The 19246-nt window shown below is 31.3% G+C and carries 18 protein-coding genes and 2 tRNA genes; 12 read left to right on the top strand and 8 right to left on the bottom strand.

The annotated features are described in order from the left end of the window. The first annotated feature begins 38 nt into the window (after nucleotides 1-38). From H1R17_RS12295 to H1R17_RS12280, 4 genes are all read left to right on the top strand, one after another. The gene (locus H1R17_RS12295) at nucleotides 39-2168 is read left to right on the top strand and encodes a TonB-dependent siderophore receptor (RefSeq protein ID WP_163432860.1); all 2130 of its coding nucleotides are present in this window, start codon (nucleotides 39-41) and stop codon (nucleotides 2166-2168) included. 12 nt (nucleotides 2169-2180) lie between these two features. Next, nucleotides 2181-3284 (top strand): HmuY family protein, encoded by a 1104-nt coding sequence (locus tag H1R17_RS12290; protein WP_163432859.1) that lies wholly within the window; start codon nucleotides 2181-2183, stop codon nucleotides 3282-3284. A gap of 175 nt (nucleotides 3285-3459) precedes the next feature. Beyond that, the gene (locus H1R17_RS12285; RefSeq protein ID WP_220458685.1) at nucleotides 3460-4116 is read left to right on the top strand and encodes a peptidoglycan-binding protein LysM; all 657 of its coding nucleotides are present in this window, start codon (nucleotides 3460-3462) and stop codon (nucleotides 4114-4116) included. A gap of 51 nt (nucleotides 4117-4167) precedes the next feature. Further along, nucleotides 4168-5022 (top strand): cupin-like domain-containing protein, encoded by an 855-nt coding sequence (locus H1R17_RS12280; RefSeq protein ID WP_163432858.1) that lies wholly within the window; start codon nucleotides 4168-4170, stop codon nucleotides 5020-5022. Between the two features lie 24 nt (nucleotides 5023-5046). On the opposite strand, the gene fumC is transcribed toward H1R17_RS12280, so the two are convergent. Then, complete coding sequence (gene fumC / locus H1R17_RS12275; RefSeq protein WP_163432857.1) at nucleotides 5047-6444, bottom strand: class II fumarate hydratase; 1398 nt, start codon at nucleotides 6442-6444, stop codon at nucleotides 5047-5049. A 153-nt stretch (nucleotides 6445-6597) separates the two neighbouring features. Here fumC and H1R17_RS12270 point away from each other — a divergent pair, with 153 nt between their 5' ends. After that, nucleotides 6598-6756, top strand: a complete 159-nt coding sequence (locus H1R17_RS12270; protein ID WP_163432856.1) for a hypothetical protein — start codon at nucleotides 6598-6600, stop codon at nucleotides 6754-6756. 176 nt (nucleotides 6757-6932) lie between these two features. Here the strand turns inward: H1R17_RS12270 and H1R17_RS12265 are convergent, their stop codons facing one another. Both H1R17_RS12265 and H1R17_RS12260 read right to left on the bottom strand, forming a co-directional pair. Next, nucleotides 6933-8432, bottom strand: coding sequence for a PspC domain-containing protein (locus H1R17_RS12265; RefSeq protein WP_163432855.1), 1500 nt, complete (start codon nucleotides 8430-8432; stop codon nucleotides 6933-6935). After that, complete coding sequence (locus H1R17_RS12260; protein ID WP_163432854.1) at nucleotides 8425-8763, bottom strand: PadR family transcriptional regulator; 339 nt, start codon at nucleotides 8761-8763, stop codon at nucleotides 8425-8427. The genes H1R17_RS12265 and H1R17_RS12260 overlap by 8 nt, the downstream gene beginning before the upstream one ends. A 278-nt stretch (nucleotides 8764-9041) precedes the next feature. Between H1R17_RS12260 and H1R17_RS12255 the strand changes: the two genes are divergently transcribed. Then, nucleotides 9042-9494 (top strand): DUF4442 domain-containing protein, encoded by a 453-nt coding sequence (locus H1R17_RS12255; protein ID WP_163432853.1) that lies wholly within the window; start codon nucleotides 9042-9044, stop codon nucleotides 9492-9494. Nucleotides 9495-9497: 3 nt separating this feature from the next. After that, a complete protein-coding gene (locus H1R17_RS12250) occupies nucleotides 9498-10406 on the top strand; it encodes a TIGR01777 family oxidoreductase (protein ID WP_163432852.1) in 909 nt (302 codons plus the stop codon). Between the two features lie 16 nt (nucleotides 10407-10422). Here the strand turns inward: H1R17_RS12250 and rsmG are convergent, their stop codons facing one another. Continuing rightward, entirely contained in the window at nucleotides 10423-11052 is a 630-nt protein-coding gene (gene rsmG, locus H1R17_RS12245; protein ID WP_163432851.1) for a 16S rRNA (guanine(527)-N(7))-methyltransferase RsmG, read from the bottom strand. A gap of 126 nt (nucleotides 11053-11178) precedes the next feature. Between rsmG and H1R17_RS12240 the strand changes: the two genes are divergently transcribed. Then, nucleotides 11179-12426 carry a T9SS type A sorting domain-containing protein gene (locus H1R17_RS12240; protein WP_163432850.1) on the top strand — a complete coding sequence of 416 codons (1248 nt, stop codon included), beginning with the start codon at nucleotides 11179-11181 and terminating at the stop codon, nucleotides 12424-12426. A gap of 95 nt (nucleotides 12427-12521) precedes the next feature. Then, nucleotides 12522-13715 (top strand): pyridoxal phosphate-dependent aminotransferase, encoded by a 1194-nt coding sequence (locus H1R17_RS12235; protein ID WP_163432849.1) that lies wholly within the window; start codon nucleotides 12522-12524, stop codon nucleotides 13713-13715. A gap of 42 nt (nucleotides 13716-13757) precedes the next feature. Here H1R17_RS12235 and secA read toward each other — a convergent pair whose 3' ends face one another. From secA to H1R17_RS12220, 3 genes are all read right to left on the bottom strand, one after another. Then, nucleotides 13758-16877, bottom strand: coding sequence for a preprotein translocase subunit SecA (gene secA / locus H1R17_RS12230; RefSeq protein WP_163432848.1), 3120 nt, complete (start codon nucleotides 16875-16877; stop codon nucleotides 13758-13760). 84 nt (nucleotides 16878-16961) lie between these two features. Next, nucleotides 16962-17183, bottom strand: a complete 222-nt coding sequence (locus H1R17_RS12225) for a DUF2795 domain-containing protein (RefSeq protein WP_014166495.1) — start codon at nucleotides 17181-17183, stop codon at nucleotides 16962-16964. Between the two features lie 108 nt (nucleotides 17184-17291). Beyond that, nucleotides 17292-17864, bottom strand: coding sequence for a cob(I)yrinic acid a,c-diamide adenosyltransferase (locus tag H1R17_RS12220; RefSeq protein ID WP_163432847.1), 573 nt, complete (start codon nucleotides 17862-17864; stop codon nucleotides 17292-17294). Nucleotides 17865-17972: 108 nt separating this feature from the next. Between H1R17_RS12220 and H1R17_RS12215 the strand changes: the two genes are divergently transcribed. Further along, the gene (locus H1R17_RS12215; RefSeq protein ID WP_163432846.1) at nucleotides 17973-18389 is read left to right on the top strand and encodes a DoxX family protein; all 417 of its coding nucleotides are present in this window, start codon (nucleotides 17973-17975) and stop codon (nucleotides 18387-18389) included. On the opposite strand, the gene H1R17_RS12210 is transcribed toward H1R17_RS12215, so the two are convergent. Next, nucleotides 18386-18868 carry a hypothetical protein gene (locus H1R17_RS12210; protein WP_163432845.1) on the bottom strand — a complete coding sequence of 161 codons (483 nt, stop codon included), beginning with the start codon at nucleotides 18866-18868 and terminating at the stop codon, nucleotides 18386-18388. The genes H1R17_RS12215 and H1R17_RS12210 overlap by 4 nt on opposite strands. Nucleotides 18869-19058: 190 nt before the next feature. Between H1R17_RS12210 and H1R17_RS12205 the strand changes: the two genes are divergently transcribed. Continuing rightward, nucleotides 19059-19132 (top strand) — tRNA-Arg (locus H1R17_RS12205). A gap of 22 nt (nucleotides 19133-19154) precedes the next feature. Then, nucleotides 19155-19228, top strand: a tRNA-Arg gene (locus H1R17_RS12200). The last annotated feature ends 18 nt before the right edge of the window (nucleotides 19229-19246 follow it).

The raw sequence follows: 19246 nt of genomic DNA, 5'->3' as shown, positions 1-19246 counted from the left end.
TTTTGCGACATTCAATTAATTTAGAATAAATAAAAATAATGAAAATTCAAAAGGTAATAGTTCCAGTATTTTGTTTGAATGCTTTGATTTCTCAAGCACAAACCGATTCATTGGCTATTTATAAAGATGATACCACTTTAGAAGAAATAGTTATTACAGGTCAGTTTGAACCACAGTCTATTAAAAAGTCAATTAATAATGTGCGTATTATAACCAAAGAAGATATCACCAATTTAGGTGCTGTTAACTTAGGAGATGTTCTAAATCAGTATATAAACATAACGGTCACTCCTAGTAGCTCTACAGGACGTTCTACTGTTTCTATGTTTGGTTTGGATGCTAATTATTTTAAGGTTTTGGTAGATAATGTACCTATAATTAATGAAAGCGGATTAGGAAATAATACTGATTTATCGCAAATTAACTTGAATGATGTAGAGCGTATTGAGATTATTGAAGGGGCAATGGGTGTTACACATGGAGCTAATGCAGTAAGCGGAATTTTAAACATTATTACTAAAAAAAAATCAGCTAATAATTGGGAAATACAATTAACATCTCAAGAAGAAACAGTTGGTAAGGAGTTTTCTTTTTTTGATAAAGGGCGTCATATTCAAGCTTTAAAGGTTAATCATAATATCAACGATAATTGGTTTGTATCAATAGGCTTAAATCGAAATGATTTTCAAGGTTTTCAGGGTAATCAAAAAGGTCAGTTTTATGAATTTAACGATTCAAAACGCGGATATAAATGGTTACCTAAAGAACAATTTCAAGGAAATGCATTGATCAATTATAAGACAGAAGATTTTCAGTTGTTTTACAAGTTTGAGTTTTTAAAAGAAGATGTAGATTATTATAGTTCTACAGTTCAATCAGGTTATAGTGATGTTTTAGGAAGTTATAAATATGGTAACGATGAGCGTTATTTTACTAATAGAATATATCAACATTTAAATGCTTCGGGGCAAATTTATAAGCAAGTAAACTACAATATCTCACTTTCGCACCAGCTGCAAAAAAGAGAAAATGAAAAGTTTCGTTATAATTTAAGTCATGATGTTGAAAGCTTAAATACTAAAAGTAAAGATCAATCAATGGAGGTACTATATTCAACAGGTACTTTTACAAATTTCTTCACAAATAAACTTTTTAATTTACAACTAGGTTACGAAATAGCATCAAATAAAGGATTTGCAGTTGTTGATGCCGAAGCTAATAAAACGAAAGAAGTAAATAAAACGCTTAATAATTATGATTTTTATGCAGTTTCAGAGATAACATTAAACGATAAATTTTCTTTACGACCTGGTTTTAGATATTCATTTCAGTCGTTATTTAATAATCAATATGCTTACTCTTTAGGCACTCGATATTTAATGAGTAATGGTTTTGAAACCCGTGCTGCAATAGGAAAATCTTTTAGAACACCCAATTTTGAAGAGCTTTATTCACGTCAAGTTTTTGACGGACATTATTTTGTAGGAAATGAAAATTTACTTCCAGAAGAAAGTACTTCGTTTGAGGCAAGTATAAAAAAGATAACGCATTTCAAAAATGAAAAAAACACCTCTTTTTTATCCAATCATTTAATGTTAAGTCATAATAATATCCAAGATCGTATTACAAGTGCTTTAATTGGGTATGATGGCGCTACACCAATGTACCAAAATATTAATGTTAGTAAATATAAAAGCATTAATCTATCATCTACAAATCAATATCAAGTGAATAACTGGGATTTTAATATAAGTGGTTCGCTTACTTGGTTTTCGCAATTAATTGATAATGCGGAATTTAAAACTACCAATGAATATTTGTTTAGTTATAGTGCTAATGCAAAAATTGCTTATACGGTACCAAAATGGAATACCACTTTTGCAGCATATTATAAATTTATTGGAAAGAATCCAATGTGGGTTGTGGGTAATCAAAGCTATATAATTTCAGAAATAGATTCATACAGCTGGCTTGATGCATCTATACGTAAAACTTTTTGGAATAATAAATTAGAAACAACTGTTGGTGCCCGTAATATTTTAAATGTATCAGATGTTAATCAATCACGAGTAAACGAAGGGGGTGGACATGCCGTATCATCCCAATTATTACTTGCTTATGGACGCAGTTATTTTATCAAGTTAACATATAATTTCAATTTTAATTAATATTTTTTAGATATGAAAAAATCAATTTTCATTTTAGCATTCGCTTCATTTATTTTCGCATCTTGTTCAGATGATAACACTACAGTAGATGAGCCAGTAATTGTAAAACCAATTGAGAGTGGTACAGTAAAAGCAGCTGTAGGTGGACCAAATCAACCAAATCAAGTTTTTGTTGATTTAAGTACAAATACACAAACGGGTATTAAAAGAGATACTTGGGATTTAGGTTTTTCAACAGGATCAGATTTTAGAGTCATTATAAACGGTTCTGTAAAAATGGCAGTTAAAAAGTTAGATACAAACAATATTGATGCTGTCCAAACAGCAGATGCTACTGTTGCTGTAGGTTACACTACACTTTCAACATTAGGTTATGTTGATGATCCAACAGGTGTACTAGCAGGAAGTGGAGCTGGTATTGGTACTGCAATAGCCGAAATTTCTGCAACAGCTGCCGATAATAAGGTTTATTTAGTAAATATGGGCTTTGAAGTAGGTACAACAACACCGAATGTAGGTTCTGTAGCTTTAGATGGTACTGCACGTGGTTGGAAAAAAATTAGAATTATTAGAGAAGGAAACGATTACATTGTAGATTATGCTAACTTGGCTGATACTACACACAAAACAGTGAAAATTTCTAAAAAAGCAGATTTTAATTTTACCTTTTTAAATTTAACTTCTGGGCAAGAAGTTAGTGTTCAACCAGCTAAAAAACAATGGGATTTGTCATTCACAGGTTTTACAAATTATTTTCCAAGTGGTGAAAGTAATATAACTTATTATTTTGCCGATTTTATTACAACTAATGTACACGGTGGATCATCTGTTTATATGGTAGAATCAAGTGCAGAAACTATTGATGCTGAATATACCGCTTTTGCTAAAGCAAATGTGCTTGAAACAAATTTTACTAAATCAAAAACCGATCAACGTGTAATTGGTGATTCATGGAGAAATGGTGGAGGACCAAGTACTCAACCAAGTATAAAAGATACACGTTTTTATATTTTAAAAGATACAGATGGTAATGTATTTAAATTGCGCTTTAGAGCGTTAACAAATGATGCTGGTGAACGCGGTTATCCTGTTTTTGAATATCAATTACTAAAATAAAAATTGCTGTATTTATTTTTTACTTAGGGCTTGCAAATAAATGCAAGCCCTTATTTTTTGGAGCTATTTGTTAACGAAAACTTATAAAAATATTGAAAATCAGTCGTTTAAATTTTAATTTGTATCTTTGCCCTCGGAAATTCAAATAGTGACAGTGTTTGAGAAATGAAAATGAATGATTAAAAAATGTTCTTATTTTATTGTAACTGCTAGTGCAATTGCTGTAATAACGATGGCTTTTAGAGGTGTTGAAACAACATTGGTAACCAATGATTTTTACAAAGTAAGCGAGCCAATGGCTTATAATGTACCAACATCTAAAAACACAATTGAACGTATTAATGAAGAATTATCAGACAATTTTTCGTTAGAAACCAACAATACGTTTATTGATTTCAAAGAAGCTTTAGCTATTAGAGAATCGGATGGTGATTACAATACAGTAAATTCTTATGGCTATATGGGAAAGTATCAATTTGGAAAAGGTACTTTAAAGTTCATAGGAATAAAAAATGCTAAGGATTTTATTAATAATCCAGCATTACAAGAAAAAGCTTTTGTAGCGTATATTCAAAAAAACAAATGGATTTTACGCAAAGAAATTCAAAAGTATGCGGGTAAAAAAATGAAAGGAATTTTAATTACCGAATCGGGAATGCTTGCCGCAGCACATTTAGGAGGCGCAGGTGCCGTACAAGATTTTGTACGATCAAACGGAGAGGTTTCATTTGTTGATGGCTACGGAACCGATATTAAAACTTATTTAAAATCATTTGCTCATTATGATGTATCATCAATAAAAGCAGAAAAAAATCCTAAAATCTCAAGTTAAAGTCGAACTAAATGTTCGACTTTTTTTATTATTTTTATAAAAAAATTAGTTATGAAACTTCTAAAAATAGATGAAGTTACCAGCATCACTAAAAAAGATTTTATAAAAAATTATAAAAAAAAACAAAAGCCTCTTCTTATAAAAGGGTATGCTAAACAATGGCCTACTTTTAACCAATGGAATTTAGATTATATAAAAGAAAGGGCTAAAGGGCAACAGGTGCCAATTTACAATAATAAGCCTGCTGACGCTGATAAAAGCTCAGATACCCCTGCATTGTTTATGAATATGGAAGATTTTATTACTGAAATACAAAATCAACCTTCAGATAAACGTATTTTTTTCTACATAATAAAGCATAAATTACCAGAATTATTAGAGCATTTTACTTATCCCGATTTGGGAATGAAAATATTTAAGCAAATACATACTTTGTTTTTTGGCGGAAGTAAAGCACGTGTTTTAATGCATTATGATGTTGATATGAGCGATTTTTTACATGTACATTTTGAAGGAAGAAAACGTATTTTGTTATTTGATCAAAAACAATCAAAGTATTTGTATCGTGTACCTTTATCAGTGCATACTATTGAAGCTATTGATTACGAAAATCCAGATTATGAAAAATATCCTGCTTTAAAAAAGGCGCAAGGTTTTGAAGTATTTATGGAACACGGTGATTTATTATACATTCCTTGCGCTTGGTGGCATTTTAATAGGTATTTGGAACCTGGTTTTTCTATGTCTATGCGTGAAATGCCAAGTCCGCTTCGTTTTAAAAATTTCATGAATACCATTTATCACGTGTTTATTATGCGTTATACCGATAAAATTTGTAGAAAAATAGGCAAAGAAAAATGGATTAGATACAAAGAAAACTGGGCATTTAAGAATGCAACTAAATAAAAAAATCCTCAATTGAGGATTTTTTTATTTTAAAACACCAACCATTTCTTCAGGTTTTACCCATTCGTCAAATTCTTCAGCGGTTACATATCCTAATGCAATGGCTGTTTCCTTTAATGTTGTGTTGTTTTTATGAGCTGTTTGTGCAATTTCAGCAGCTTTGTAGTAGCCAATTTTGGTATTAAGTGCTGTTACCAACATTAATGAGTTGTCTACTAATTCTTTAATGCGAGTGTAATTTGGTTCAATTCCCTGCGCGCAATGTTCATCAAAAGAAACACAAGCATCTCCTAACAATCTTGCCGATTGTAAAAAGTTTGCAGCCATTAACGGTTTAAAAACATTTAATTCATAATGACCTTGCGTTCCGCCAATTGTAATTGCCACATCGTTACCCATTACCTGAGCAGCAACCATTGTTAAAGCTTCGCATTGTGTTGGGTTTACTTTTCCAGGCATGATAGACGAGCCTGGTTCGTTTTCAGGAATAAGAATTTCTCCAATACCAGATCTTGGTCCTGAAGCTAACATACGAACGTCATTCGCAATTTTATTTAAAGAAACCGCTAATTGTTTTAAAGCTCCATGTGTTTCCACAATTGCATCGTGAGCTGCCAACGCTTCAAATTTATTTTCTGCCGTTACAAAAGGTAAGCCTGTAAATTGGGCAATATATTTTGCTACAAGCACATCATATCCTTCAGGCGTATTTAAACCTGTTCCTACGGCAGTTCCTCCTAAAGCTAGTTCAGATAAATGTGGTAATGTGTTACGCAATGCTTTTAAGCCGTAATTTAATTGAGCTGCATAGCCCGATAATTCTTGTCCTAGAGTTAAAGGCGTAGCATCCATTAAGTGGGTACGACCAATTTTAACTACATTCATATAATCTTTAGATTTTTTTGCTAAAGTATCACGTAGTTGCTCAACGCCAGGGATAGTAACTTCTACAATAGCTTTATAAGCTGCAATATGCATACCTGTAGGAAAAGTATCGTTTGATGATTGCGATTTGTTTACATCATCGTTTGCTTTAAGAACAGGTTCGCCTTCACCAATCTTAAAACCTGCAATAACCTGTGCGCGGTTAGCAATAACTTCATTCACGTTCATATTTGATTGTGTGCCCGATCCTGTTTGCCAGATAACTAATGGAAATTGATCATTTAATTTATCTTCCAAAATTTCATCACAAACAGCTGCAATTGCATCTCGTTTTTCAACTGATAAGACATTTAAATCTGAATTAGCATAAGCAGCCGCCTTTTTTAAATAGGCAAAACCGTTGATTATTTCTTTAGGCATTGATGCTGAAGGACCAATTTTAAAATTATTTCTTGATCTTTCTGTTTGCGCACCCCAATATTTATCAGCAGGCACTTTTACTTCGCCCATAGTATCTTTTTCAATTCTATATTCCATAGTATGCTATTTATAATTATTTTAAATAAAGTTACAAAAAGATAGATTACGAAGCGTTGTACTTTAAATAAATTTTAGAATAAATTAAGATTTAGTTTGAAGAGTTAAAGTTTCGTTATATATTTGTACTTGTATACAAAAAAATCCGGAATCATGTTTGAATTTCAACAATTTATAGCTTTTTTAATAGGTCTTACTATATTAACTATGGGTTTTTGGTTGATGTTTTTCCTTGTTAGCTTTGTTTTTTACTGGGCTACAGGTGGAGCAATTGACTTAATGAAAGAGAAAAAAGCTAAAAAGAATGCATAATTAATTTATGTGAATAAAAAACTCCCTTAAGCAAGGGAGTTTTTTATTTTTAGTAATTAATACAAATAATAAAGCGCTTTCATTGAAAGCGCTTTTATTTCTTAAAATAGACTTTTTATTAAATCCATTAAGGTTTGGCCAATTAATAATAATAAATAAAACATAAGCTTTTGTTTTTAATTAATGGTGTTATTGTTTGTATTAATCAATGTTCCTTTATCATCAAACTTATAAACGTTTTTACCTTCATCAGCATTTAAATTCCAAAAATAGCGGTTATCGTTTCCGTTTAATTTAATTTTTTTATCAGCTGTTAAATACACTTTTATATTTACACTGTTATCTTCAGTAAAATCGTTGTAAGTAGCTAATATTTTGTTTGATAGTGCTAAAGTATCACTTTTTATTGAATAATTGTATCTTAAAGTGGTACTATTTTTATTTGGCTCTACTTTTAATTCATATTTGCCTAAAGATTTAAAATTGAGTCTTTTGTTATTGAAAATTTTCTCTTCAATTTCTATGTACGATTTACCTGTGTTTGATTCTAAAATATCAACATGTACACCTTCAATTTCGCTTATTTTTTTATCGCTGCTAATAGTGTCATTAATCGTGTAAATTCGTTCATCTTTATTAAAAATCAAAAATAATGTATCGTTTTGCTTTAAATCAAGATCCACTTTTGAGTATTTAGATTCATAAGATTCTTCAAACAAATCACGTATTTTGTCTTGCTCAATATCAGCATTAATCATTACATAACAAAAAACAAATACAGCAACTAGCCAAATAAAACCTAAGGCTGCCGATACTAAACCGATGTGTTTTGTTTTAGGTTTTAAAATTTTGATACCTAAAATGAACAATACAATAAAAGGAATTGCCGACATTAAGAACAAACTTAAATTTAATGCCCAGAAAGGAATACCAATTTGAGATTCGTTAAAAGTAATGATGTTGTTAAAAACAAATTCTTTTTGTGCATTAAAAGCTATAGGGGCAAAAAAACTACCAAATATTGAAAGTGATGCAAAAACAATTAAAGAGATACCTATTACTTTTCTAAAAACTGTAGCTGCAGTTGCTGCATTGTTGTTATAATTTAAAGGAATACCGTCTTTAAATCTTTTTTCAATGTTGGATATGTTTACAGGTTCACCTCTCATTTCTAGTATTTCAGAAGTAGTTCTTGCCTTTGGGATAATAATCCATAGAATTAGGTAAATTAAAACACTGGTACCGTATAAAAACAACAATAATATAAAAATGATACGTATCCAAACAGGGTCAACATTTAAATAATGCCCTAAACCAGAACAAACACCACCTAAAATTCGTTTTTCACCGTCACGATATATCTTTTTTGGTTGCTTAATTGATGAATAATTAGGTTGTTGGTACGGAATTTCGTCATCAATTACATAATCTTCTGGTTTACCCATAATATTCATGATTTCATCAACATGGTTCATACGAATAACCCCTGATTGTGCATCAATACGTTCAGAAAAAAGTTCGCCAATGCGTGCTTCAATATCCGAAATGATTTCTTCTTCGCCATCTTGTTGAATTGATGTACGTACCGCTTTTAGGTAAGAATCTAATCTGTAGTAAGCTTCTTCGTCTATATGATAAACAAATCCTGCTATATTTATGGTTACTGTTTTATTCATGACTATTTTTTTTAGTAATTGTGTTTACGGCTTCGCTTAGTTCGGTCCAAGTTGTTCCTAATTCTTTTAAAAATTCCGATCCTTGTTCTGTTAATCGATAGTATTTTCGGGGTGGGCCAGAGGTTGATTCTTCCCAACGGTAACTTAACAAGTCATCGTTTTTTAGGCGTGTTAATAAAGGATAAACGGTACCCTCTACCACCAATAGTTTGGCATCTTTTAGTACTTCTAAAATTTCAGACGTATAACAATCTTTATCTTTTAATACAGAAAGAATACAAAACTCTAAAATGCCTTTGCGCATTTGTGCTTTAGTGTTTTCAATATTCATAGAACGTTTATTTATTTGAAGAGAAAGTTGATTTTTGTAAGCTTGAGTATTGAGTAAACTTTAAACTAATTCTATTGTAATATGATTTGTGTTGTTTTGTTACAAAAAATCAAACTTTCTTACTTCAATGATTATAGTATCATTTTGATATAGCAAAGATATATACAAAAGCATGTACTTTGTATTACATAGTACTAATAATTAACTTTTTTTTAACAAATGTATTTGATTTTAATTAACCGACCTTTTTTTGTAAATTAGCCAAAAGCCTTTGAAATATGGAGTTTACTGTAAGAAATTTGAATTTATTTTTATTAAAGAATTTGCCATCGGCGTATTTTTGCGGAGTTCGTGTGGCACAATTATCATCAAATAATTGTGTTGTTACCGTAAAACATAAGTGGTTTAATCAAAATCCGTTTCGTTCTATGTATTTTGCAGTTCAAAATATGGGAGCCGAGTTAACTACAGGAGCTTTGGTAATGAAAGCTATTAAAGATTCTAATAAAAAAGTATCCATGTTGGTTTTAAGTCAAAAATCGCAGTTTACTAAAAAGGCTACGGGGTTAATTACTTTTAAATGTGAGCAAGGCTTGCTTATTCAAGAAAAGGTTAACGAAGCTTTACAATCAAAAGAAGGTATTTCGTTTTGGTTACAATCGGTTGGTTATGATGAAAAAGGTGATAAAGTAGGTGTGTACGATTTTGAATGGACTTTAAAAGTGAAGTAATAAATGAAAATTCTGGTAACAGGTGCCAATGGTTTTATAGGTTCTGCTTTATGTGCATTGCTTTTAAGCAACGGACATGAAATTCATTATGTTACAACATCAATTAAAAAAATTAAGAATACCCCTAATTTTAAAGGTTTTTTATGGAAACCTCATAATAATGAAATTGATTTACATTGTTTAAATGGGGTAGAAGCTATTATAAATTTGGCTGGACATACTATTAATTGCCCTTGGACAGAACGAAACAAAGCGCTTATTTTAGAAAGCAGATTAAATACTTCTCAATTACTTTTTAATACATTACAAAATAATCAAAATACTGTAAAATACATCATAAGTGCTTCTGCAATTGGTATTTATAAATCTAGTGTTACAGAAATGTATTTTGAAGAGTCAACTAATTTAGGAGATGATTTTTTAGCTACAGTTTGCAAACAATGGGAAAAGGAAAATTTACGTTTTAATGATTTAGGTATAAAAACAGCTATTGTGCGTTTTGGACTTATTTTATCAAAAGAGCACGGTGTTTTGTATGAATTAGCCAAAGTAGTTTCGAAAGGATTTGGTGCTTGTTTAGGAAACGGAAAACAATGGATGTCTTGGATTCATTTTGAAGATGTTATTCAAATTATATTGCATTTGCTTGTATCTAATAGAGTAGGCGTTTTTAATTTGGTAGGCCCTTCTGTAGTTACCCAAAAACAATTTTTAACATTGCTAGCACACCAATTAGATAAACCCTTATGGCTGCCTAATATTCCTTCTTTTGCAATAAAAATGGCTTTAGGAGAGCGTTCTGCTTTGGTATTATCAAGTCAAAAAGTGTCATCGTTAAAAATTGAAAAAACAGGATATGCATTTAAATTTCAAGCCTTAGATATTGCTTTAAAAGATCTTTATAATACATAAAAAAAACCTTAGAAAACTAAGGTTTATATTTTAAAGGCAAGTGCACTACTTTTTTGGTTTCAAAAAATTCATCCTTAAAAAAATCGCTTAAATTATATAACGTTGCTTTTGGAAAATCTTTCAATTCTTCGGTTAAATCGCCTCCTTTTAAGTATAAAATACCATTTTCTAAGGTGTGATTTGATGTTTTTTTAGTTTTTCCTTTTACCCAAGTAACAAAATCGGGCATATTGGTAACAGCTCTACTTACAATAAAATCAAATTTTTTAACAACCAACTCAGCTCTTTTTTGTTCGGCTTTTAAATTCTTTAATCCTAAAGCAGTGGCTACTTCGTTTACTACTTTAATTTTCTTAGCAATTACATCAATGGCATAAAAATTAGTTTCAGGAAACAAAATTGCTAACGGTATTGCAGGAAAACCACCTCCTGTACCAACATCCATAACATCAGCATTTGGTTTAAATTCCATAATTTTAGCAATTCCTAAAGAATGTAATACGTGTTTAGTATACAATTCATCAATATCTTTTCTAGAAATAACATTTATTTTGGCATTCCAATCTTGATACAAATGATATAACTGTTGAAACTGATTAATTTGTAATTCACTTAAATTAGGAAATTGAACTAAAATTTCTTCCATGTGTATTGTTTTTTGCAAAAGTACAGTTTTTTGCCCATAAAAAAGGTATATTTATGTAATTGAACTTGTTTTTAAGATAACTTTTAAGTTACATTAATTTGATTTCTTTGTAAAAAATATATAGTTATGAGAAAAATAATTACATTTCTTTTTTTAGTTTTTTCAATTTGTGCAAGCGCTCAAGAAACGTTAAACACTATGTTTTATAATTTGTTTAAGTTTCCTAACTCTTTGCCTCAGAATAGACAACTTATTTTGCGTGATATTTTAGATGAATACAAGCCCGATTTATTTATGGTTTGTGAATTGGCAACCGAAAATGCGGCAAATTTAATTTTAAATACATCGCTTCAAAATCAAACCGATTTGTTTGCTAGAGCAGCTTTTACACCAGACTTAACAGATTTGGCCGATCCTTTGCAAACAATGGTTTTTTACAATACTAGAAAATTAACTTTGGTTGGTCAGCAAAAATTGCCAACGGTTTATAGAGACATCAATCAATATTCTTTTAAAGTTAATGTAGATCCTACAAATCCTATTTATTTAGAGGTTTTTGTGGCGCATTTAAAGTCAAGCACAGGCACAGCAGAACAGCAAATGCGCTTGCAAATGGTACAACAAGTTACTCAAGCTTTGCAAAATTTAACACAACCTAATACCTATGTTTTGTTTGCTGGCGATTTTAATTTTTACAAATCTACTGAACCAGGATATCAAGAAATTCTTAATCCGGCAAATGCTATAAAATTAATCGACCCAATAAACACACCTGGTAATTGGCAAAATAATGCAGCATTTAGTCCGATACACACACAAAGCACAAGAGTTTCTAATGCAGGTTTTGGTGGCGGAGCAAATTCTGGAGCTTCAGGTGGATTAGACGATCGGTTTGATTTTATTATGATGAGCGAAAACTTTAGTAACAGCGCACGTTTTCAATATGTGTCAAATACTTATAAAGCTTACGGTAATAATGGAAATTGTTTTGATAAAGATGTAAAAGACCCAACTTGTACAGGCGTTTTTTCGCAAACTTTACGAAATAATTTATATAATATGAGTGATCATTTACCTGTTGTAATGCAGTTTTTAATTAATGAGCCATTAAAGATTCCTTCATTCAGTACAAAACAACTCATGTGGTTTGAATCATCTAATGTAGCAGAAAGCGAAGTTATGATAGGTATAGATGATTCTAAATTAAATGATAATAGTCAATTACTTATTTACAATCAAATAGGTCAATTACTGCAAACAATCAATATAGATAAGCAAAAAAGTATTGTAATTTCTACTCAGAAATTAGCAAGTGGTATTTACTTTATAAAGCTCAATTCAAATGTTTCTGTATTAAAATTTATAAAAAAATAGCATCTCTATCATAAGACAAATAATTAAAAAAACGTTAGCAATATTGTATAATACATTGCAATATCGTTACCTTTGAAATTATAAATTTCAGAAAAATGAGCGCAAAAATTTTATCGGATAGAATTAATAATCTATCGGTTTCTCAAACTTTAGCAATGGCTGCAAAGGCAAGAGAATTAAAAGCTTTAGGAAAAGATATCATTAGTTTAAGTTTAGGTGAGCCTGATTTTAATACACCCGATTTTGTTAAGGAAGCTGCTAAACAAGCAATTGACGAAAACTGGAGTACTTACCCACCAGTTGATGGATATCCTGAATTAAAGCAAGCTATTATTAAAAAGTTTAAGCGCGATAATAATTTAGATTATCAACCTGCTAATATTGTAGTTTCAACAGGAGCAAAACAATCGTTGTACAATATTGCACAAGCAATGATTAATGAAGGTGATGAGGTTATTTTACCTGCACCTTACTGGGTTAGTTATTATGAAATTATTAAAATGGCAGGCGGAATTCCAGTTGAAGTTCCTACTACTGTTGAATCTGATTTTAAAATTACCCCAGAGCAATTAGCTGCTGCAATTACCTCTAAAACAAAAATGATGTGGTTTAGTTCGCCTTGTAACCCATCAGGATCTGTATATAATAAAGAAGAATTAACAGCTTTAGCTAAAGTTTTAGAGCAGCATAAGGATATTTATGTAGTTTCTGATGAAATTTATGAGCATATTAATTTTGCAGGAAGTTTTTGTAGTATTGGTTCTATTCCTGGTATGTTTGATCGTACTATAACGGTAAATGGTGTTGCCAAAGCTTTTGCTATGACAGGGTGGAGAATAGGCTACATTGGAGCGCCTGAATTTATTGCTAAAGCATGTACTAAATTACAAGGACAAGTTACTAGTGGTGCAAATTCTATTGCTCAAAGAGCTACTATTGCTGCATTAGAGGCAGATCCTTCAGAAATTAGCTATATGGTTGATGCGTTTCATAGAAGAAGAGATTTAGTTTTAGGTTTGGTAAACGATATTCCAGGTTTAAAAGTAAACCAACCAGAAGGTGCTTTTTATGTTTTTCCTGATGTTTCTTACTATTTTGGTAAAACTATAAACGGTACATTTATTAAAGATGCTGATGATTTAGCTATTTATTTGTTAGAGCACGCAAATGTTGCAACAGTTACTGGAGCAGCTTTTGGAAATCCTAATTGTATTAGATTGTCTTATGCAACTAGTGAAGACTTACTGATAGAAGCTTTTAAAAGAATAAAAAACGCATTAAGTTTATAAAATAAAAAAAACTCCTAAGATTTCTTAGGAGTTTTTTTATGATTATATGGTAAACGAACCATTTGTTCTTATTTCAGGTTCTTGATTTTGAGGTTCTTCTTGTTTTGGTAAATCACCTTTCATTAAGAATGAAATTACATCTTTATTGATGCTTTGCATGGTTTTTTTAAACAATTCAAACGCTTCAAACTTGTAAACCAATAATGGATCTTTTTGTTCGTGAACGGCTAATTGAACTGATTGTTTTAACTCGTCCATTTTACGTAAGTGCTTTTTCCAAGCTTCATCAACAATTGATAAAACGATGTTTTTCTCAAAATCGTTAATCAAAGTTTTTCCTTCACTTTCGTAAGCTTTGTTTAAATCGGTTACTACATTAATTGTTTTAATACCATCGGTAAAAGGAACAACCATACGCTCATAACCACCGTTTTCATATACATTTTTAATTACTTTGAAAGCTTCTGTTCCGCTTTCTTCGCATTTAGCAATGTATTTTTTGTAAACTGCTTCGTATAATTTATCGGTTAATTCATTTTCATGAATTCTATTAAAATCATCTTCTGTAAAAGGAGATTCCATTCCGAAGATTTTGATCATATCGTATTCAAAGTTTTTAAAGTCGTTTCCTACTTTATTTCCTTCTACTAAATAGTCACATAAATCAAACATCATGTTAGCGATATCTACTTTTAAACGATCTCCGTGTAATGCATGACGACGACGTTTGTAAACTACTTCACGTTGTGCATTCATAACATCATCATACTCTAATAAACGTTTACGAACACCAAAGTTGTTTTCTTCTACGCGTTTTTGCGCTCTTTCAATAGATTTTGTCATCCAAGAGTGTTGAATAACTTCACCTTCTTTCAAGCCCATTCCGTCCATGATTTTTGCTACACGCTCTGATCCAAATAAACGCATTAAGTTATCCTCAAGCGATACATAGAATTGAGACGAACCAACATCACCTTGACGACCTGCACGACCACGTAACTGACGGTCTACACGACGAGAATCATGACGTTCTGTACCAATAATTGCTAAACCACCTGCTTCTTTAACTTCTGGCGTTAATTTAATATCGGTACCACGACCAGCCATATTGGTTGCAATGGTTACAATTCCAGAATTACCCGCTTCTTCAACAATTTCAGCCTCTTTCTTGTGTAATTTTGCATTTAACACATTGTGTTTAATACCGCGCATTTTTAACATACGGCTTAATAACTCAGAATTTTCAACTGAAGTTGTACCAATTAATACTGGACGACCAGCTTCTGATAATTCAACAACATCTTCAATAACTGCATTGAATTTTTCACGAATTGAACGGTAAATTTTATCTTCACGGTCATCACGAGAAATAGCGCGGTTGGTTGGAATTTCAACAACATCTAATTTGTAAATTTCCCATAATTCACCTGCTTCTGTAATAGCTGTACCTGTCATTCCCGCTAATTTGTTGTACATACGGAAATAATTCTGTAAAGTAATGGTTGCAAATGTTTGGGTTGCAGCCTCAATTTTCACATTTTCTTTAGCTTCAATTGCTTGGTGTAAACCATCTGAGTAACGACGACCATCCATGATACGACCTGTTTGCTCATCAACAATCATTACTTTATTATCAACAACAACGTATTCTGAATCTTTTTCAAATAAAGAATAGGCTTTTAATAACTGTGTTAAAGTATGAATACGCTCTGATTTAATACCGAAATCTTGAAATAAAATTTCTTTTCTTTCTGACATTTCTTCAGAAGAAATATTCATTTTTTCAATTTTAGCAATCTCAGTTCCAATGTCTGGTAAAACAAAGAAATGTTCATCCATTCCTTGAGATAAAGCTTTGATACCGTTATCAGTTAACTCAACTTGATTGTTTTTCTCATTGATTACAAACAATAAAGCTTCATCTACTTTTTTCATTTCACGGTTATTATCTTGCATGAAATGATTTTCGGTTTTTTGAAGGATTTGTTTTATACCTTCTTCAGATAAAAACTTAATTAATGCTTTGTTTTTAGGCAATGCACGGTATGATCTTAATAAATTGAAACCACCTTGTTTAGTATCGCCCGCTTTAATTAAGCGTTTTGCTTCGGTTAAAAAGTTGTTTGATAATAAACGTTGCTGTGCAACTAAGTTATCAACTTTTGGTTTTAATTCTAAAAACTCATGACGATCGCCCATTGGTACTGGTCCCGAAATAATTAACGGTGTACGTGCATCATCAACCAAAACAGAGTCAACCTCATCCACAATAGCAAAATTGTGTTTGCGTTGTACTAATTCTTCTGGCGTATGTGCCATGTTATCACGTAGGTAATCAAAACCAAATTCGTTGTTAGTACCGTAAGTAACATCAGCTTGATAAGCATCACGACGCCCTTGAGAATTTGGTTGGTGATTATCAATACAATCAACTGTTAAGCCGTGGAATTCAAACAAAGGAGCATTCCATTGGCAGTCACGTTTTGCTAAGTAGTCATTCACCGTTACAACGTGTACGCCATTACCAGCAAGTGCGTTTAAATAAATTGGCGATGTAGAAACCAACGTTTTACCTTCACCTGTTTGCATTTCGGCAATTTTTCCTTGGTGAATAACAGTACCACCAATCATTTGTACATCGTAATGAACCATGTTCCAAGGAATCATTTTTCCTGCAACTTCCCATGTGTTAGACCAAATAGCTTGATCTCCTTCAATGCGAACATTACCTTTAAACTGCGCAAACTTTCTGTCTTGCTCTGTTGCAGTTACAACCAATTCAGAATTGTTTGTGAAACGACGCGATGTTTCTTTTACCACTGCAAAAGCTTCTGGTAAAATTTCTAACAATGCTTTTTCAGATAACGTATAGGCTTCTTTTTCTAATGTATCAATAGAAGCATAAATGGTTTCTCTTTTATCAATGTCGGTTGTTTTTTCCAATTCTTCACGATACGATGCAATTTTAGCATCTTGCCCTGCGCGAGATTGTTTGATTTTTTCTTGAAAAGAAATTGTTTTTGATCGTAACTCATCGTTTGATAAATTTTCAAACGAAGTGTAATACTGGTTAATTTTATCTACAAGAGGGCGAATTGCTTTTACATCTTTCTGAGATTTATCTCCAACAAACGCCTTTAAGATACTATTTATGATGCTCATAAATATCTTTTTTTAATTAATAATCCGTGTGATATATAGCTACAAAAAAAGTCTCTTAATTACCGAGACTTTTTTGTATGTATTTTAATATTCATCCTCGTTCCAAAGATAATCTTCGTCTGAAGGATAATCTGGCCAAATTTCTTCCATTGATTCGTAAATCTCACCCTCATCTTCAATTGATTGTAGATTTTCAACAACTTCTAAAGGTGCACCAGTTCTAATGGCATAATCTATAAGTTCATCTTTTGTAGCAGGCCAAGGGGCATCACTTAAATACGACGCTAACTCTAATGTCCAATACATCTTTAATATTTTTAGTAATTATGTGCAAAAATAAATTTTAAAATGAAAAAATCAACTTTTTTTTCATTAAATATTTTTTAAAAAAAGAACGTTTTGTAAAAGGTTCAATTAATTCTTTTCAGGAATCCATTTAACCTCTTCCGCTTGCAAGTCAAAAGTCAACTTTCGTGCCAACACAAATAAATAGTCAGAAAGTCGGTTTAAATACTTTAAAACCATGACGTCGGTTGGTTCTATGTCATTTAAATGGGTTGACAAACGCTCCGCTCTACGGCAAACACAACGTGATATATGACAAAATGACACTGTTGTATGACCTCCTGGCAAAACAAAATGTGTCATTTGAGGCAATTCCGTTTCCATTTGATCAATTGCATTTTCTAAAAAGGCAACATCTTCATCGCTAATTTTAGGTATGTTTAAGCGTTCTTTTCCATTTTTTAAAACCGCTTTTTCAGGATCTGTAGCTAAAATAGCACCCAAAGTGAACAATTTATCTTGAATATGAATTAATTGCTCTTTGTAAAGTGTGTTAATTTGCTGATCTCTAATTAAACCAATGTATGAGTTTAGTTCATCTACAGTACCGTAACTTTCAATACGTATATGGTATTTAGGAACACGTGTTCCTCCAAATAGTGCTGTGGTACCTTTATCGCCTGTTTTTGTATATACTTTCATAAAAAAAATTTAGTAAATATACACTAAAAAAATAAGTTGCACGTTTAGGTTAGATTAAGTATATTGTAACGTTAACAAAATGTATTTTACATTTATAACAAAATGTTTATGAAATTGAATGCTACAAAAATAGATCCTAAATTATTAAATATAGGATTGTTATTAATACGTTTAAGTTTAGGTGGATTAATGATTGCGAATCATGGCTGGATGAAAATTATAAAATACGAAGTTTTAAAAACTGAGTTTTTTGATTTTATAGGTCTTGGTTCAAATATTTCATTGATATTAGCAATAGTTGCAGAAGTTTTATGCTCTATTTTACTGGTGTTTGGCTTGTACACTCGTTTGGCATTAATACCGTTAATTGTTACTATGTTGGTAGCTATTAGTTCTCATGGTTGGGAGATTTTTGGAGCTGCCGAAATTGGCTTTTTATATCTTTTAGGATATGTTTTCTTGTTTTTGGTTGGTCCTGGCGATAAAAGTATTGATGCTAGAATGAACAAAAGATCGTTTTATTAATATCTAATGTGAAAATTTTGTTTTAGTTGTTCGGTACGTTTTGATATTAAACAACCATAGTAAAAATCAATCATTACGATGATATCAACGTTTTTTCGTAATTCATCAAAAAAAGATTTTGGGTAAGTATAGCAAGCAATTAATAGTAATTGCGAATTACTCATGTTCTTTATGGTTTGTACTATACGTGTTTGATTTTCGGGTGCGTAACGTTCTAAAATTAAATCGGCATCAGTTAATTCAACACTTTTATTTGTGTATACTTTCCAAGCAATAACCGATAAACCATCATTTAAAAAACAAATTGAGTTGGGTTTAAAGTATTGTATCGATTGTAATAACCATTGATTGGTTTTATGTTGCACATATTTAAATTCATTTTGTTGATACAAACCTTTGGTAATATAATTGTAAACAAAAGGCGAATGAACTCCATGTTGATTGGTAGATTGTAATAAAAAACGTAAGTAAGAAAGCACTTTTATTTAATTAAATAAGAAATCAAAGATATTTTAAGTTTTACGATCTACAAAGATTTATTGAAGAATTCTTAACAGTTTCAAAACAAATCACTTACCATTTATATGGATTTTTTTAGTTAAAAAGTGTGTAAAACATTTGGTTTTATAAAAGAAAACATCCTATATTTGCACCGTTAAATAATAACACGGCGATGTGGCGCAACTGAATAGCGCACTTGATTACGGCTCAAGAGGTTGCAGGTTTGAATCCTGCCATCGTCACAAAATAAAATAAATACATCAAGGCGATGTGGCGCAACTGAATAGCGCATCTGATTACGGCTCAGAAGGTTGCAGGTTTGAATCCTGCCATCGTCACAAAAAAAGCAACTCATT

The sequence above is a fragment of the Flavobacterium sp. xlx-214 genome, from assembly GCF_013874595.1.
Taxonomy (GTDB): domain Bacteria; phylum Bacteroidota; class Bacteroidia; order Flavobacteriales; family Flavobacteriaceae; genus Flavobacterium.
Note: the sequence above shows the minus strand (reverse complement) of the source record. Positions and strands in the feature narration are given on the sequence as shown.

Bases quoted from the DNA above. Each gene is read 5' to 3' on its own strand.
- rsmG (WP_163432851.1), bottom strand. From the start codon at position 11,052: ATGGAAGAAATTTTAGTTCAATTTCCTAATTTAAGTGAATTACAAATT.
- H1R17_RS12260 (WP_163432854.1), bottom strand. From the start codon at position 8,763: ATGAATATTGAAAACACTAAAGCACAAATGCGCAAAGGCATTTTAGAG.
- H1R17_RS12215 (WP_163432846.1), top strand. From the start codon at position 17,973: ATGAAATTGAATGCTACAAAAATAGATCCTAAATTATTAAATATAGGA.
- H1R17_RS12240 (WP_163432850.1), top strand. From the start codon at position 11,179: ATGAGAAAAATAATTACATTTCTTTTTTTAGTTTTTTCAATTTGTGCA.
- H1R17_RS12295 (WP_163432860.1), top strand. From the start codon at position 39: ATGAAAATTCAAAAGGTAATAGTTCCAGTATTTTGTTTGAATGCTTTG.
- H1R17_RS12290 (WP_163432859.1), top strand. From the start codon at position 2,181: ATGAAAAAATCAATTTTCATTTTAGCATTCGCTTCATTTATTTTCGCA.
- H1R17_RS12270 (WP_163432856.1), top strand. From the start codon at position 6,598: ATGTTTGAATTTCAACAATTTATAGCTTTTTTAATAGGTCTTACTATA.
- H1R17_RS12220 (WP_163432847.1), bottom strand. From the start codon at position 17,864: ATGAAAGTATATACAAAAACAGGCGATAAAGGTACCACAGCACTATTT.
- H1R17_RS12250 (WP_163432852.1), top strand. From the start codon at position 9,498: ATGAAAATTCTGGTAACAGGTGCCAATGGTTTTATAGGTTCTGCTTTA.
- H1R17_RS12255 (WP_163432853.1), top strand. From the start codon at position 9,042: ATGGAGTTTACTGTAAGAAATTTGAATTTATTTTTATTAAAGAATTTG.
- H1R17_RS12225 (WP_014166495.1), bottom strand. From the start codon at position 17,183: ATGTATTGGACATTAGAGTTAGCGTCGTATTTAAGTGATGCCCCTTGG.
- fumC (WP_163432857.1), bottom strand. From the start codon at position 6,444: ATGGAATATAGAATTGAAAAAGATACTATGGGCGAAGTAAAAGTGCCT.
- secA (WP_163432848.1), bottom strand. From the start codon at position 16,877: ATGAGCATCATAAATAGTATCTTAAAGGCGTTTGTTGGAGATAAATCT.
- H1R17_RS12285 (WP_220458685.1), top strand. From the start codon at position 3,460: ATGATTAAAAAATGTTCTTATTTTATTGTAACTGCTAGTGCAATTGCT.
- H1R17_RS12235 (WP_163432849.1), top strand. From the start codon at position 12,522: ATGAGCGCAAAAATTTTATCGGATAGAATTAATAATCTATCGGTTTCT.
- H1R17_RS12280 (WP_163432858.1), top strand. From the start codon at position 4,168: ATGAAACTTCTAAAAATAGATGAAGTTACCAGCATCACTAAAAAAGAT.
- H1R17_RS12265 (WP_163432855.1), bottom strand. From the start codon at position 8,432: ATGAATAAAACAGTAACCATAAATATAGCAGGATTTGTTTATCATATA.